Consider the following 15,668-nt stretch of genomic DNA (forward strand, 5'->3'; position numbering starts at 1 on the left):
GCCTTCGAAGGCGGCTTTTTTGCATCAGCTCATGCCGAGATAGCGGCCCGGCTTGTGATTGATCGCGATGATGAGGTTCATCGCCACTGCGCCCAGCAGGGACAGCGCCATGTTCTGCCACGGGATGAAGAACAGTGATGCCAGCATGATCACCAGATCAAGGCCGAGCTGAAACCAGCCCGCCCGAATTTTATAAGCGTCCTGGAGATAGAGCGCCAGAATATTGACGCCGCCGACGCCGGAGCGGTGGCGGAAAAGTGCCAACACACCCATTCCCATCAAGGTGCCGCCCATCAGCGCTGCAAACAGCGGATTGACCGTGCTGAAATCGACGCTCTGCGGTATAAGCCAGGCAAAACCCGACAACATGCCGACCGCAACGAAGGTGCGGATCGTGAATGGCCATCCCATGCGCCGGATGGCAAAATAATAGAAAGGCAGGTTGATCAGGAAATAGAGCAGGCCGAAATTTGTGCCCGTCGCATATTGAATGAGAAGGGCGATACCGGCGGTGCTGCCGGTCATCAAAGTTGCATGACTGTAGAGATTGATGCCGAGCGCGATGAACGACGTGCCAATGAGCATGGCCATCGCGTCTTCGTAGAGGCGATGACGGTCGTGGCTCATTGTATTGGGCACACCGGCAAGCGGAGCGGCGCTATCTGCGATATTGGCCACGTTCGGACTCCAGCAGCGAGAGCCGGAAAACCGGCTCAAAAGTCAAAAGCCGGATTGGGTCCGGCGCTCGTTTAACAGATGATTGCGCTGTGCCGATAGGGTCATTGTTGCAATGATCGTACACGAGCGTCAAGTCTTGGGAGACGCATGGAATATAGCAGTGCCAGAGCGCCTTGGCATCATTTGCAATATTGCTATTTTACGCCTGCCTTTATTGGCTCGCTACTTTTTATGGTCGGTTTGCTTTTGTTTTGTTTCGCGACGAATGCTGTCGAGAAAAGCGTCCACTTCGCGGGGCTCGCGTAAATGGCGCTTTATCAGGCGATTTGGGGCCTCTTCCATGAATTTCAGGGCGCGAATTCGCCCATTTTTGCGATAATCGACCACCCATTTGATGAAATCCCAGTCAAAACGCTCCGGGCAGTCTAAGCCCATATCCGGTCGGGTGCGGCCATGATATTTCACGATGCGCCAGATGATCCGCCAGAGGCGACGAGCAGTTGAAATATCGAGAAAGATGAGCATGTCGGCCCGCGAGGCGCGATAGGCCATGGTATGGCTGTGATTGCCCTCAAAAACCCAGGCCTCACGGTCCGCCGCTTCCTTTGTCAGACGCGCGATTTCATCCAGCGAACGCATCACCCAGCCGGGCTGCCAGTAGATGGTGTCGATGTGGATGACCGGCAGGTCCAGCATCTGGCCCAGTTCCCGCGCCAGCGTTGATTTTCCTGAACCGGCGCCACCGATAATCATGATACGCTGTGGCATCGTCCACCGTCCTTAATGCAGTTTCTGCTTAAATAGAAAGGGGTCAATTTGATGACGTTACTATGTCGTTACTATGAAGGCGGTAACCATAACGGGCCGAAAATGATCGTTAGAAAATTTGTATTGCCAGAGCCTGTAATATTAAGCAAACGATTGACAGTCAATTTTGCCAGGAGCAATGTTGGCGCGGAAAAGGAATGAACAGGAGCAACAGGTTGGGCCTGCGTTCTTCTTAATTCCGGCATATGCTGAGGAATATAGAATCCCTGCATATGCAATAGAGATTGGTCGGGAAGCATCAATCCGGTGTCTCGCGATCCAAGGGGCCGTATTCGATAGGGAGTGACGCAATGTCCATTCGAACCATCACAGCTTTGGCAGGCACCGCCATCATTATGGGTGCAGCGGCTTTCACCTTCTCGTCGCCTGCAAGCGCGTTGACGATGAAGGAATGTAGCACCAAGTATCAGGCCGCCAAAGACGCCGGAACGCTCGGCAATCTGAAGTGGAACGACTTCCGCAAAGCGCAGTGCGGCGACGACGATACTGCAGCTGCTCCGGCGGCACCTGCCGCAGCAGCGCCAGCCGCCAAGGCTGCAAAAACGGCAGCTCCTGCCGCTGATGACAGCGCCAAGGGCCTGACGATGAAGCAGTGCAGCGCCAAATATCAGGCTGCCAAGGACGCAGGCACAGATGGTGGCGTGAAGTGGAACGATTTCCGTAAGGCCGAATGCGGCGCCGGAGCCGATCCGATTGCGCTCAGCACGGATGGCAATAGCGAACCTGCTGCACCAACCGTCGCGGCTCCAAAGGGCGTGAAGTTCCCAACTGCCGTTTCTGCGAAATATTCGAATGAATCGGCTGGCAAGGCGCGCATGCACACCTGCCTTGAGCAGTATCACGCATTGAAGGATGCCAATGCACTTGGCGGCCTGAAGTGGGTGCAGAAGGGCGGCGGCTATTACAGCCTTTGCAATGCACGCCTCAAGGGCAATTCCTGATCTAAAGCATGTCTCCCGAAGTGGGAACCAGTTTCGGGAGACATGCGTAAAAACAAAAGCTTAAAATGTGTCGCGTGAATATGACTGAACGCGACACACTTTAAGAAAAAGGGGCCGTGAGGCCCTTTATTTTTGTCGTGAAAACCAGCCGGTCAGCGCAACACCGAGCCAGCCAAGAATCATCAGGCTTCCGCCTGTCGGCGCGGCAAGGGGAAACAGCCGATTGCCGGTGATATCGCGCATGAAAAGATCACCGCAGAAGAGTGCAAGGCCTACGACCAGAAGTGCGCCGCCGATCATGGCTGCGCGGCTTGCAGGTGCCAATAGGGCCAGCACGAGCAGGGCTGGCGCGTGCCCCAGAAGCAAAGGTGCTATGCTGCCGAGGTGGTTTTCACCCCCATGGGCAGCGCCCGCATAGGCAGCAATTGCTAGCGCGCCGCAAAGGCCACCGAGCGTGCTGAAAAGAACGTTATAGGGTCTGCCATTCAATAAACTGGACATGATGGCTCGCTGTTCAAACGGTTTCGGTGCTTTTGACGGACTGGCGGGCATCTTCCAATGCGCCGGGCAGGGCGGCTTCGAAGACATCCAGCTGCTCTTCGATTCCCACGCTCACGCGAATGCAGCGGTCGAGAACCGGTGCGCCGGGCTTACGCACGAAAACATCGCGCGCGATCAGTCCATTCATAATGGCGGAGGCGAAGGCTGCATCGCGTCCACAGTCAATAGCCACGAAATTGGTTGCCGAAGGGATGGCGCTCAAGCCATTGGCCGCGGCAATGGCAGCGATACGGTCGCGACCGGCATGGATTTTGCCGACAACGTCCTTGAGATAGGCCTGATCTTTCAGCGCTGCGATAGCTGCTGCCTGCGCGACACGGTTGACGGCGAAATGGTCGCGGATTTTGTCGAATGAGCGGATCGCTTCAGTGCTGCCGACGACATAACCGCAGCGAATGCCCGCCAAACCGTAAGCCTTGGAGAAGGTGCGCATGCGCAGAATATTTGGGCGATCTGTTTCGAAAGGTGGGAAGGCCGAATCCGGTCCGGTCTCGCAATAGGCTTCATCCAGAATGAGCATCGTCGTTTCCGGAAGCCCGTCGATGAATGACTGAATGTCGGCGCCTTCGTGCCAGGTCCCCATCGGGTTATCCGGGTTGGCCACATAGACGATGGCTGCATTCTCGCGCTTTGCAGCAGCGAGCAGGCCATCCAGATCCGATTTATCATTGCGATAAGGCACCGTCACTAACGCGCCGCCATAACCTGCGACGTGATAATTGAAGGTCGGATAGCCGCCGAGTGAGTTGATGACCTTGTCACCCTCTTGAACATACTGGCGAACGACCAGACCAAGTAGGGCGTCGACGCCAGCACCGGGCATGATATTCTCGGCTTTCAAGCCGTGATGCCCGGCGATGGTATGGCGCAGTTCGTAATTTTCCGGGTCACCATATTTCCAGACCTCTGCAGCTTCGCGCTGCATCGCTTCGATCACCGAAGGTGCTGGGCCGAAACTACTCTCATTGGCGCCAATGCGGGCCTTGAACGGTTTGCCGCGCTGCAATTCCAGCGTTTCGGGGCCGACAAACGGCACGGTTGAAGGCAGCTTTTCCACAAGAGGCGTGAGGCGGGGTGATCCCATGGCGATATCCAGTCAGCTTTCCGTCAGGCAATGAAGGCGGCTCGGTCGGGCGAGATGGTCCGCAACTGCTGCCGCATGGCCGTTCGTCCTCCCGATAATCAGGCATAGCAAGACCTGCCCGTCGGTTCCACCAGAATGGTGAGAAAGGCGTGTTTAGCGGTCCATTTGCTGGATATTAAAATAGGTGATCAGGGTTGGCGGCATTCGTGATGTGGTCAACGCATCAATTTCATTTAGCTGAGAAAGCGCTGACGATCCCGGATTTTCAATCGGGTACTGTTGATGCGAGGTTTATTGCGATCAGCTGTGCGGCGTGTTCCGTCGTGTCGTTTTGACGAAGGCGGTCGATAAAGGTTCGAGGCGCGATAGTAGGAGGCGAGGACGCTTTTTCGGAGTGTGTTTTCAATCACTGGCCGGCTAAGGCGTGCCCGACGCAAAGCGGAAACCACAGAAGAATGCGTGGTCGTAAGGACTGAGGAATTCGCACCGCTCCATTAAGGAGGTGCGTTTCGGCTTCCGAACCGCAATGGCAGATGAGGCCGATATTAAGAGTTCCGCTTCCAGTGCTGTCGCGAGAAGAGGATGCAGTCAAATATGGAAGACATGTTTTAAGGCATTAAACCACAACTCTACGAAGGGCTGCGTCCGCGTGGAGTAATCCAATCGCGTTGTTTTTGTTTACGATTCTCGCACCGCAGCGTAATCGAAATCAGATGTGTCCCGATTTGTCCCTGTCGGCGCTCCAGACGTTGGCCGGAAATCCCTAGTGAATCTCCAGCACTTTCACACAGGAATCGAGATCATGCGTAGCCAGATGCGCATATCGCATGGTCATTTGCAGTGTCTGATGACCGAGCCACATCTGCACACGGCGGATATCGATCCCACCGCGAACGAGGCGCGAAGCACAGGTATGGCGCAGAATATGCGGTACGACCTGATCGTCAGTGCCCAGGCCGACTTCCATCTTGGCTTCGTTCCAGATCTGGCGGAACCGAACCTGATTGAGCATCGAGAATGGGCCTTTGAGGCGCTCATGTGCGATCTTCGTTGCCTTTGCAGCACGGCGGGTGAGGGGAACGGTACGGCTTCTGTTGGATTTGGTGAGCCAGAAGGTGACGCGATGGTCCTGCAAATCGTTCCAGGTCAAACCGATGGCTTCGCCAAGACGGCAGCCCGAATCAACCAGAAATACGGCAAGACGGAAACTGTCTTCGCAGCGCGATTTAATTGCGGCGAACAGGCGCTTTTCTTCTTCATATTCGAGGAAACGGATGCGTCCGACCCGTTCTTTCTGTCGGACGAACTCCGGCAGACTATAGATATCCCCCATTTTATGCGCCTTTCGCAGCAGCTTGCTCAGCGCAGCCATCTTTCTGTTGATGGTTGCATTGCTGTTGCCGCGCTCACGGAGCGTGCCAATAAGGGAATCAAGCATTTCCTGATCGAAACCTGAAAAGCGTTCGCCCTTCAGAATTTCGTCAATCTCGCCGAGAAACGACCTCACATTATACTTGTGCGAGCCGTCATCCCACAGAATGTTTATATATTTTCCCGTCAACTCGGCGATGGAGAATTTCTCCACGAGGCGATGGTTTTGGCTTCTGTCGGATGCGTAGTTCAGATTGTAGTCGATGATTGGCGCGTATTTGTCACCAGAACCGACTTTGGTTTCCCCAATAGTTATCATTTTGCGCCCCCCGGCATTCTCCGGGCTGCACAACTAATGGAATAATTTAAGAAGCACAAGATAAGTAGGCTAATTTTATGCAGAGACATGGTGCGATCCTTGTTTAAGGCCCCCCGTTTGTCCCCATCTTTCTGTTTCTCGGTAATTCCCCTCATCGCCACCGGCCGAAATCCCCATTTCGAGGCGGGTGGTTTCACAACTCTGTGAACAACGATTCTACGATTGCAGACGCCAGCGGTTTCCCGCTGGCGTCTTTCTGTTCAAGCTCGATCTGATTAGAACGAACGCTGGAAACGGACCATGCCGCCGAAAGCGTTGTCTTCGTCAACGACATTACGGTATTCGCCGCCGAACTTGGTGTAGGAAACTTCTGGCGTGATGGTGAAGCCAGGAACCAGTTCGTAAGCAACGTTGGCCGTAACTGCGGTCTTGCCCCAGTCGTCATGCGCGCCCTGAATGTTGATGACAGCCTTGTCGGTTGCCTTGAACTTCAGACCACCCCAGACAGCCCAATCGCCGCCCCACTGGCCGTACATCTGCAGCGGAGATTCTTCCGACGAGTACGCGCCCTGCAACCAAACCGAGAAACGGTCGGTGATGTTGACGTCGCCGCGAACCTTGGCAGCCCACTCTTCGATGACCGAGTCGTAAGCTACGACACCAGCGATCGAACCCCAGCCGCCTGCATATTTCAGGCCGCCAACAACGTGCGGCATGTAGCCGTCGATGGTGAAGCCGTCGTCACCCTGTTCAAGAGCGATCACAGCCGAGAAGCCGTTGCCACCGGTGAAGGTGTACGAGATCTTGCCCGTGCGATAGCCGCCAACTGCGACCACGTCATCGTTGATGACATCGCCGAGGTAACCGGTGAAGGTCTGGAATTCCGACTCATCGATACCGACCTTCAGGCCGCCGAGTTCGATATAAGCGAACTGAAGTACAACTTCAGAATCGGTGGTGCCGTATACGCCGTCTATACGCGAGTTGTTCGCGAGGTAGTTGAAGCGGGTTTCAGTGTAGGTCTTGAGTGTGCCGAGTTCGGTTTCCGAAGCCGTCGAGGTGCGGAGTGCAAAGCGAGCTGATTTGTCCCAACCTTCACGGTCTTGACCCGAATAGACGTTGTCGCCGCCCTTTACGTCGTAACGGACGTAACCATGGATGCGCAGGCAGGTTTCGGTGCCCGGGATGTAGAAGTAGCCAGCGCCGTATGCGTCGCAAACGCGAACATATTCAACGGCTTCGGGCTCTGGCGCGACGATTGCGTCGGCAGCCTGAGCGCCGGAAGCTGCAACCAGAGCTGCAGCGGAGCCGAGAAGAAGGCTCTTGATGTTCATTTCTGACCTCCAGTCAAGAATCGGAGGGAAACCAGAAAATACCTATAAATCAGTATGTTACGTATTTTCGAGATTCAAAGTGTCAAAAACGCTCGCATCGCACGGCCTGAATATGCGTCGAGAAACGGCTCAAAGAGACGATACTATCGATGATTTTGGGGAAGGAGTTGGAAAGCTGATTGCAGCTAGTGGCGGAGAGGATGGGATTCGAACCCACGAGACCCTTATGAGGTCTACTCCCTTAGCAGGGGAGCGCCTTCGACCACTCGGCCACCTCTCCGGTAAGGGCGAGATAGCCGGTACGCCGAGGCATTTCAAGCGATTTACGCAACAGCTGGTAAAATTTCCTGCGAATTACACGCATTATATATAAGGCAACCATGGTGCAGGCTTGATTTGCGGCGTTTCGGCTATGCGCTCTTCATTGGTCCGTCGCACAATCATGCCATTCAGAACATTAGAGATTCGGCCTCTCACAAGAGGAATCACCAAGTTACGGACATCCGCAGGACACTTTCTGTTCCCAGGTGGCAAATGGTGGAATCTCGACGCTGTTTTGGCGCTTAACTTAAAAAAATCTACGTTTTCAATCGTTAAGATCGGTTAATTCGTGGTTAGGAATGTTAATAAACTCTAAAGAAGGGCCACCAAAGCTGACAATTTCGTGTCTTTTCTGCAACAACCATTCTGCATAGAGGGCTTGCCGGGGCGGGTAAGCCGTATTCGCAGTTGAAACGAGGGAACGGGCGAGTATCTTCACATCCAGAAGAAGGAGCGCTTCGGGGCGACTTTTTCACAAGGGGATGGGGACAGGTTGTCCTTCAGCCAAATCAAAATGCCCAGACCCGTTTTTAACTTTGACTGGAGGTCAGAAATGAACATCAAGAGCCTTCTTCTCGGCTCCGCTGCAGCTCTGGTTGCAGCTTCCGGCGCTCAGGCTGCCGACGCAATCGTCGCGCCAGAGCCCGAAGCCGTTGAATATGTTCGCGTTTGCGACGCATACGGCGCTGGCTACTTCTACATCCCGGGCACCGAAACCTGCCTGCGCATCCATGGTTACGTCCGTTACGACGTAAAGGGCGGCGACAACGTCTATTCCGGTCAGGACCGTGAAGGTTGGGATAAGGGCGCTCGTTTCGCGCTCCGCACCTCGACCGCTTCGGAAACCGAACTCGGCACGCTGAAGACCTTCACCGAAACCCGCTTCAACTATGCTTCGGCTAATTCGCGTGAAGACGGCGTTTATGGCTCGAACTCTTCCGACGTCGTTATGCAGTTCGCTTATATCGAACTCGGCGGCCTGAAGGTCGGTATCGATGAGTCGGAATTCCACACCTTCACCGGTTACCTCGGCGACATCATCAACGATGACGTGGTCTCTGCTGGCGCATACCGCACGGGCAAGATCTCGTACACCTTCACTGGCGGCAACGGCTTCTCGGCTGTGATCGCTCTTGAACAGGGTGCGGACAACGACGGTGGCTTTACGGGCGCTGGCGACTACGCAATCGACGGCTACATGCCACACGTTGTTGGCGGCCTGAAGTATGCTGGCGGCTGGGGTTCGATCGCTGGCGTCGTGGCTTACGACTCGGTCATCGAAGAGTGGGCTGCCAAGGTTCGTGGCGACGTCAACATCACCGACCGCTTCTCGGTTTGGTTGCAGGGTGCATACGCTTCGGAAGAAAATCCGGACCAGATGTACGGCCAGTGGGGCGGCGATTGGGCTGTCTGGGGTGGTCTGAAGTTCAAGGCAACCGACAAGGCTGTCTTCAACCTTCAGGGCGCGCATGACGATTGGGGCAAGACCGCAATTGCTGCTAACGTTGCTTACGAGCTGGTTCCTGGCTTCACCATTACGCCAGAAATCAACTACACCCGCTTCAGCAACGACTGGCGCGCCTATGACGGTGGCATCACCGAAAAGGACGCAATCGGCGGCACCATCCGCTTCCAGCGTTCGTTCTAATCCTTTACGGATTGGTTACAGGAAACCCGGCAGCTCAGCTGCCGGGTTTTTTGTTGTTCTCTGATTCGAACGGCTCTTGCATTTGTGGAATGTCCTGTCTTTGTACGAACGAGCTATTGAAATGCGCCGCTCGGACGAAGCGGATCACAGACACGGAAGGTGAGGCGACATGAAAAGCTGGTTCTGGCCGGGGCTAACGTGGACCGCAACACTGACGGCGCTGGCGCTGTGGTTCGGCGTGGATCGTGTTCAGACCGATATTTCCAGCCGCACCTCCGAAGCGCTGGCGCCCTATGTCTGGACGGGTTTTGATATTGAAGGCCGCGATGTCACCCTGAAGGGCATCGCGCCCGACCCGGCAGCGCAAGACGCTGCACGTGCTGCATTGAGCGCTGTGTGGGGAGTAAACGACATCACCGACCTCACATCGGTTCTGCCGGCCGCGTCGCCTTATGTTTTTAAGATAGAGAAGAGCAATGACGGTTTGGTTTTCACCGGCTCTATCCCTGAAAACACCTTGCGCGACCGGATTATGGAGGCTGCGGAAGCGGCTGCACCGGGCCTGTCGCTCGACGATGAAATGGCGCTGGCGCGCGGCAGCTGGCCACATTTTTCCGACGGTGTGCTGTTTGCGCTCTCTTTGACCAAAGGGCTTGCCGATGGCGAGATAACGATTACGGACGGATCGCTTTCGATAAAAGGGAAGGCGGCAAGTGCCGAGGAGTATCAGTCGATGGCGGATATTTTGTCCAAGCCGCTACCGTTCGATTTGAAGCTTGCGGCATCAGATTTGGTTGAGCCGTGATTCTGTGGATTAAAGCTTCCGTGGCGGCAGGTTAATCCAGCGACTTTCCTGTTCGAAAATGACAGTTTCGCTGTTTCAATTTTTGCTTTCTTATTATGACTGACGGATTGGAATTGACCTATGAAACCCAGTGCAGGTTTTGATGCTTTATCTTGCTGAAACATTCTGGCCCGTTCTTCTCGCGGCGGTATTGATCGGGATCGTTGTCGGATGGCTGAGCGGTCGTAAATAGAGCCGCCATTCCGAACTGCGTGGGCTTCAAAAGCGAGCCGAGAGATAAAATGCGCCGAATCGAGAGGTTAGGGCGCGTAGTACAGAATACGAGGGAAACCGATATGCCGTTGCTGATCATTCAACTGGCGATCCTTGTTGCAGTGGCGTTTATCGTCGGATGCGTTCTGGGCAGATTGTTCCGACGCAAGAACAAGGCCATGACCGACGAGGAACGCACAATCGTCGCGGCTGCGCTTTCGGCACCAGCCGTGGATGAGAAGCCGGAGCCGGTTCAGCCCGCGCCTGTGAAAGAGGCGGTGACCGCGCCGCTTGCGAAAGACAAGAAGCCCGTAAAGGCGAGCACGCCGAAGAAAGCGCCTGTGCCGGATGCCGAAGTTGTTGGCGGGCCGCTGCCGGTGCAGTTGGTCCAACCGGAAGAACAGAGTGTGCCGGACGATCCGGGCCGCCCGGAACTGCTGGATGCGCCGCGCGAAGGCAAGGCAGACGAACTGACCGTGATCGGCGGAATAGGCAAGGCTATTCAATCGATGCTGAATGGGCTTGGCGTCTATCATTATGACCAGATCGCAAACTGGTCGGATGAGGAAGCTGCATGGGTCGAACGTCACATCGGGTTCCCGCGCCGAATCGTGCGCGAAAACTGGATCGGCCAGGCAGAAAGGCTTGTGGAGACCACGATCAAGCCAGCGGCCAAACGGCCAGCCAGAGCCAGGAAGGCTCCAGCCAAGCCGAAGGCAAAGCCTACGAAAAAATCCGAAGCATAATCGGAACCGCTCTAGCGGCGCCCGTAAACCAGATCGGTTTCAATATCGGCGGAACCGGTCAGGCGCGCTTTATAGACCTCGTAATTTTCCATCACGCGCTGCACATAATTGCGCGTTTCCGAATAGGGAATGCGCTCGATCCAGTCCACGACCTCTTCAATCGACTGGCCGCGCGGATCGCCATATTTCTCGACCCATTCCGAAGCGCGGCGCGGTCCAGCATTATATCCGGCGAAAGTCAGCACATAAGAACCGTTGAAACGGTCGAGCTGTTCACCCAGGAAATGCGCGCCGAGCGTCGCGTTATAGCCTGCGTCGCTCGTGAGGCGCGGTGCAGAGAAGGGCATGCCGTTGCGCGTTGCGACGCTCTTGGCGGTCGCAGGCATCAGCTGCAACAGTCCGCGTGCGCCGGCCTTCGAAACTGCGCCGACATTGAACTCGCTTTCCTGACGCGCGATGGCATAGGCAAGCGCCTTGCCCGAGCCGCTGATATTGGCGCTGGCCGGAATGGCGCCGAGCGGATGCGAAAGCGCACCCACATCCAGCCCGCGCAGGGCTGCGGTTTTGCCGACACGCAGTGCCAGATAATGGTTCTCGTTGCGCTCTGCCATGACGGCCAGCAAAGCCAGTTCGCCGACACTGTCGAGTTCCTGCGAAAGCTGCGTATAGATGGATGTCGCCTTGGTGGCATAACCGATTTGTTCGAGACGTTTGATGGCTTGCACCGCATGGCGGTTGGCAAAGCGCGCGCGATCCGTCTCGGTCGGCTTCGGATAGATCAGTTCCGGCGCCTTTTCATCCAGCTTGGCTGCGGAAAGCTGGCCATAGAATGTCGTGCCGAAATGGGCCGAGCGACGATAAAAATCGCGCGCATTGCCGCCGCTTCCCGCATCCGCAGCGCGTCCGAGCCAATAATAGGCGCGGGACGCGGAAATTGGACGGGCGGAGATTTCGGCAATTCTGGCGAAATGCGGTGCGGCAGTCTTGGGTTGCTTGAGCGCGCGGAGCGCATACCAGCCAGCATGAAATTCCGCTTCGGCGGCAACTGTTGGCGATTCGGCAGCGTGGGCCGCGACCACCTTATAGGCCAGTTGCGGCTTGCCGAGATCAAGCAACTCGCGCGACAGAATACGCCGTTCGGTCCACCATGCGTCCGGATCGACCAGCATGGCTGCCTGACGCGGCGCTTTCAGCATCAACTCGGTCGCGTCATCATAGCGCTCAGTGCGACGCAGATAGCGAATCTTCAAAAACTGATAGGCCGCATTCGCCTGCCACGAACGGTCCACGGCGGCAATCGTCGCCGCTGCGGTGGGCGATTTCTGCGAGACGGCTGCAAAAGCATTATACAGCGACTGGGCTTGCGCGGGACCGGCAAGCAGTTTTGCCGATGCCATACGGTCATTATAGATCGCGCGCAGAAAACGCCGCTGATGGTCTTCCCGTGTCAGGATGCCGTTGAATTCCTTCAGCACTTTCTGCTCGTCTTCAGACGAGAGGCGCTGCGTTGCCCACCAAGGAGACAGGAGTTCGTGGGCTTTGCCGGGATTGCCGATACCGACATAGGCGCGAGCGAGCACGATCATGCCTTCGGTAGTCACCGGGCGACGGCTGCCAAATGCCGCCATGACGGTTCCCGCAGGCGGGTTTTCCTTGAATAGAGCGCGTTCAGAATTGCGCTGAAGCGTGGAAATGCCGGGCCAGCCGGGCAGTTCGGCAGTCGCAGCGGCGATTTCGCTGCTGGTGACGCCTTCGACGCCCGAGGTCGCAATGGCCCAGGTCAGAATCTGCCGGTCGAGCGAACCGCGTGGCATGCCGTTGCGAAAGGCAACCGCACTTGCAACATCTTTCGAATAAAGCGCATCAAGCCCGCTTTTCAGCGTGCCGCCAATGGCCGCCGGGTTTTCCACGCGGCTGAATGACGAGGTGATAACCGGATCGGGCGGGGTGGGACGCGGCGTTGGCGTCACGAGATTCATCGGCGACGCCGGAGACGGTGCTGCGGCAGGCGCAAACGGGCGCACGAGCGGGGTCGGCACTTGAGTCGGCAGTGACGACTGCGCAAACGACGCCGACGGCTGCACGGCAACCGCAATAAGGCATCCTGCAAGCAGGGCTTTTCGTCTGATATTGATCGCTACGACTTCTTTAGACATCCGCACTCTGAAACAAAAATCCGGCTAGCCGGGACTTGGTTGCTGCAAAATATGTTAGCAAAATTCGGCTTTTGTTAGCCTTTCATTTCGCCCGCATATCTTGTCGTCAAGGATAGGCCCCAGGAATGAAACTATGATTAATAAAAGCTTTATAAGATAGTGCAAACGGGGACGAAACGGCCATGCGGAATACCGGGCTTTACGGGCTGTCGGGATGAGCGAAGATGACATTGGAATAAAGCCGGAATTTTCGTCGCAAATCTGCCGTAATACCCCTGTTTTCCGCTTGCAATGTGCTTGCTCCATTCGTGCTGCAAGACTATTGTTCAACGCCTCCGCAAACCGCATATGAGGTCGAGCGCCCCTGCGGTTTGAGGTTCTGTCTATCTTTTTCAGGAGTTACTGATGCTGAAGGGCTCAATTACCGCGCTTGTCACGCCATTCGATCGTGAAGGAGCGTTCGATGAAAAAGCTTTTCGTGCATTCGTTGACTGGCAGATAAAAGAGGGCACCAAAGGTCTGGTTCCCGTTGGCACCACCGGCGAAACGCCGACGCTTTCCCATGACGAGCACAAGCGCGTCATCGAGGTCTGCATCGAAGTGGCCGCCGGTCGCGTGCCGGTTATTGCAGGTGCCGGCTCGAACAATACTGTCGAGGCGATTGAACTCGCGCAGCATGCCGAAAAGGCTGGCGCCGACGCCGTGCTGGTGGTGACCCCTTATTACAATAAGCCGACCCAGCGTGGACTTTACGAACACTTCTCGCAGGTTGCGCGTTCGATCTCCATTCCGCTCATCATCTACAATATTCCGGGCCGTTCGGTCATCGACATGACGCCGGAAACGATGGGCGCTCTGGTGCGCGATCACAAGAACATCATCGGTGTGAAGGACGCGACCGGCAAGATCGAGCGCGTTTCAGAACAGCGTGGCACCTGCGGCAAGGATTTCATCCAGCTTTCGGGCGAGGATGCGACCGCGCTCGGCTTCAACGCCCATGGCGGGGTAGGGTGCATTTCGGTGACGTCGAACATCGCGCCGCGTCTATGCGCCGAGTTTCAGGATGCCTGCCAGGCTGGCGATTTCGCCAAGGCGCTGGAACTGCAGGACCGTCTGATGCCGCTGCACAAGGCGCTGTTCATCGAGCCGAACCCGTCTGGCCCGAAATATGCGTTGTCGCGTCTTGGGCGCGTCGAAAACAGCCTGCGCTCGCCGATGGTGCAGGTCGAAGCTTCGACGGCGGAGAAGATCGATCACGCCATGAAGCATGCAGGTCTCATCAACTGAGCAGGCATTAGCGTGGCTGCTCGTTAAAAGAATTGCAAGCTGCTGATTTTTACGCTCCCGCCGTCGCGGGAGCGTTTTCATTTTAAATGCAACACATTATATAGTGCAGTTATGAACAAGCCGAAGAATTCCCCTGCACGCAAGATCATCGCGGAAAACCGCAAGGCGCGCTTCAATTTCGAGATTTTGGACACGCTCGAGGCTGGTCTGGTTTTGACCGGCACCGAGGTGAAGTCCCTGCGCGCCAATCAATCGAATATCGCTGAAAGCTATGCCAGCTTCGAGAATGGCGAGTTCTGGCTGATCAACTCTTATATTCCGGAATATACGCAGGGCAATCGCTTCAACCACGAGCCGCGCCGTTTGCGGAAGCTTCTGGTGAGCAGCCGCGAAGCATCGCGCCTGTTCAACTCCGTATCGCGCGACGGTATGACGGTCGTTCCGTTGAAGCTCTATTTCAACGATCGCGGACGCGCGAAGCTGGAACTGGCCGTGGCGCGCGGTAAAAAGAATCATGACAAGCGCGAGACGGAAAAGAAGCGCGATTGGGGCCGCGAAAAGGCCCGCTTGCTCCGCGACCGGGGCTGATCGCATTCCAAGGAAAAAGAGCGCCGTCAGGCGCTCTTTTTGATTCAGGTAGAAAAGTGGATTATTCGTCGGGAGGGCTCAAAATTCATGCTGGTGCATGGATCGAACCCTGACCGATATCAATAATTCTCTTCGAGATCGTCGTCCTGGCGGCGTGGCGCGCGCTCCGAAGGATCGCGACCGATTTCAGCCTTCAGCGAAACAAGATCGATGAAATGATCGGCCTGACGGCGCAGTTCGTCGGAGATCATCGCGGGCTGGGTCGTCAGCGTCGAAACGACGGAAACCTTGCGGCCCTTGCGCTGCAGGGCTTCTGCGAGCGAACGGAAATCGCCGTCGCCAGAGAAGATGACGAAATGATCAACCGTGTCGGTGAGCTGCATGGCATCGACGGTGAGTTCGATGTCCATATTGCCCTTCACCTTGCGGCGACCGGTCGAATCGGTGAATTCCTTGGCGGCCTTGGTGACGACTTTGTAACCGTTATAATCCAGCCAGTCGATCAGTGGGCGGATCGAGGAATATTCCTGATCTTCAACAAGCGCCGTATAATAATAAGCGCGCAGCAAATAACCGCGCTTCTGAAACGCCTTCAGAAGCTTGCGGTAATCGATGTCAAAGCCCAGAGTCTTGGATGCTGCGTATAAATTGGCGCCGTCAATAAAAAGCGCAATTTTTTCACGAGAATCGAACATCGTGCAATATATCCACTCTACAGCCTAACGGGAGTGTGGACCGTCGACCGCGTA

14 protein-coding genes and 1 tRNA gene are annotated in these 15,668 nt (G+C 55.9%); 6 read left to right on the forward strand and 9 right to left on the reverse strand.

What is annotated here, in order from left to right:
* Nucleotides 1-24: 24 nt before the first annotated feature.
* Nucleotides 25-678 carry a YitT family protein gene (locus tag D8666_RS00325; protein WP_109368627.1) on the reverse strand — a complete coding sequence of 218 codons (654 nt, stop codon included), beginning with the start codon at nucleotides 676-678 and terminating at the stop codon, nucleotides 25-27.
* 222 nt (nucleotides 679-900) lie between these two features.
* Entirely contained in the window at nucleotides 901-1,446 is a 546-nt protein-coding gene (locus D8666_RS00330) for a P-loop NTPase family protein (RefSeq protein WP_109368628.1), read from the reverse strand.
* A 350-nt stretch (nucleotides 1,447-1,796) separates the two neighbouring features.
* Here D8666_RS00330 and D8666_RS00335 point away from each other — a divergent pair, with 350 nt between their 5' ends.
* The gene (locus D8666_RS00335) at nucleotides 1,797-2,447 is read left to right on the forward strand and encodes an antifreeze protein (RefSeq protein ID WP_109368629.1); all 651 of its coding nucleotides are present in this window, start codon (nucleotides 1,797-1,799) and stop codon (nucleotides 2,445-2,447) included.
* Between the two features lie 126 nt (nucleotides 2,448-2,573).
* On the opposite strand, the gene D8666_RS00340 is transcribed toward D8666_RS00335, so the two are convergent.
* From D8666_RS00340 to D8666_RS00360, 5 genes are all read right to left on the reverse strand, one after another.
* Nucleotides 2,574-2,948, reverse strand: coding sequence for a DUF423 domain-containing protein (locus D8666_RS00340; protein ID WP_109368630.1), 375 nt, complete (start codon nucleotides 2,946-2,948; stop codon nucleotides 2,574-2,576).
* Between the two features lie 13 nt (nucleotides 2,949-2,961).
* Nucleotides 2,962-4,092, reverse strand: a complete 1,131-nt coding sequence (locus D8666_RS00345; RefSeq protein ID WP_121535549.1) for a pyridoxal phosphate-dependent aminotransferase — start codon at nucleotides 4,090-4,092, stop codon at nucleotides 2,962-2,964.
* Between the two features lie 763 nt (nucleotides 4,093-4,855).
* Nucleotides 4,856-5,782: a tyrosine-type recombinase/integrase gene (locus tag D8666_RS00350; RefSeq protein WP_109368632.1), complete on the reverse strand. Its 927-nt coding sequence runs from the start codon at nucleotides 5,780-5,782 to the stop codon at nucleotides 4,856-4,858.
* A 275-nt stretch (nucleotides 5,783-6,057) separates the two neighbouring features.
* Nucleotides 6,058-7,116, reverse strand: coding sequence for a porin (locus D8666_RS00355; RefSeq protein WP_121535552.1), 1,059 nt, complete (start codon nucleotides 7,114-7,116; stop codon nucleotides 6,058-6,060).
* Nucleotides 7,117-7,305: 189 nt separating this feature from the next.
* Nucleotides 7,306-7,396: transfer RNA gene (locus D8666_RS00360), tRNA-Ser, on the reverse strand.
* 594 nt (nucleotides 7,397-7,990) lie between these two features.
* Here D8666_RS00360 and D8666_RS00365 point away from each other — a divergent pair.
* From D8666_RS00365 to D8666_RS00375, 3 genes are all read left to right on the forward strand, one after another.
* On the forward strand, nucleotides 7,991-9,085 hold the full coding sequence (locus D8666_RS00365) for a porin (RefSeq protein ID WP_121535555.1): 1,095 nt from the start codon (nucleotides 7,991-7,993) through the stop codon (nucleotides 9,083-9,085).
* A 169-nt stretch (nucleotides 9,086-9,254) separates the two neighbouring features.
* On the forward strand, nucleotides 9,255-9,890 hold the full coding sequence (locus D8666_RS00370) for a BON domain-containing protein (RefSeq protein ID WP_121535558.1): 636 nt from the start codon (nucleotides 9,255-9,257) through the stop codon (nucleotides 9,888-9,890).
* 335 nt (nucleotides 9,891-10,225) lie between these two features.
* Nucleotides 10,226-10,888 carry a helix-hairpin-helix domain-containing protein gene (locus tag D8666_RS00375; protein ID WP_121535561.1) on the forward strand — a complete coding sequence of 221 codons (663 nt, stop codon included), beginning with the start codon at nucleotides 10,226-10,228 and terminating at the stop codon, nucleotides 10,886-10,888.
* Nucleotides 10,889-10,899: 11 nt separating this feature from the next.
* Here the strand turns inward: D8666_RS00375 and D8666_RS00380 are convergent, their stop codons facing one another.
* A complete protein-coding gene (locus tag D8666_RS00380) occupies nucleotides 10,900-13,044 on the reverse strand; it encodes a lytic transglycosylase domain-containing protein (RefSeq protein WP_121535564.1) in 2,145 nt (714 codons plus the stop codon).
* 405 nt (nucleotides 13,045-13,449) lie between these two features.
* Here D8666_RS00380 and dapA point away from each other — a divergent pair, with 405 nt between their 5' ends.
* Together dapA and smpB are read left to right on the forward strand one after the other, a co-directional pair.
* The gene (gene dapA / locus D8666_RS00385) at nucleotides 13,450-14,331 is read left to right on the forward strand and encodes a 4-hydroxy-tetrahydrodipicolinate synthase (RefSeq protein ID WP_109368638.1); all 882 of its coding nucleotides are present in this window, start codon (nucleotides 13,450-13,452) and stop codon (nucleotides 14,329-14,331) included.
* A gap of 111 nt (nucleotides 14,332-14,442) precedes the next feature.
* Nucleotides 14,443-14,919 (forward strand): SsrA-binding protein SmpB, encoded by a 477-nt coding sequence (gene smpB, locus D8666_RS00390; protein ID WP_109368639.1) that lies wholly within the window; start codon nucleotides 14,443-14,445, stop codon nucleotides 14,917-14,919.
* 119 nt (nucleotides 14,920-15,038) lie between these two features.
* Here smpB and D8666_RS00395 read toward each other — a convergent pair whose 3' ends face one another.
* Nucleotides 15,039-15,614 carry a LabA-like NYN domain-containing protein gene (locus tag D8666_RS00395; protein ID WP_109368640.1) on the reverse strand — a complete coding sequence of 192 codons (576 nt, stop codon included), beginning with the start codon at nucleotides 15,612-15,614 and terminating at the stop codon, nucleotides 15,039-15,041.
* Between the last annotated feature and the right edge of the window lie 54 nt (nucleotides 15,615-15,668).

This window comes from Ochrobactrum soli (assembly GCF_003664555.1).
In the GTDB taxonomy this organism is placed as follows: domain Bacteria; phylum Pseudomonadota; class Alphaproteobacteria; order Rhizobiales; family Rhizobiaceae; genus Brucella; species Brucella teleogrylli.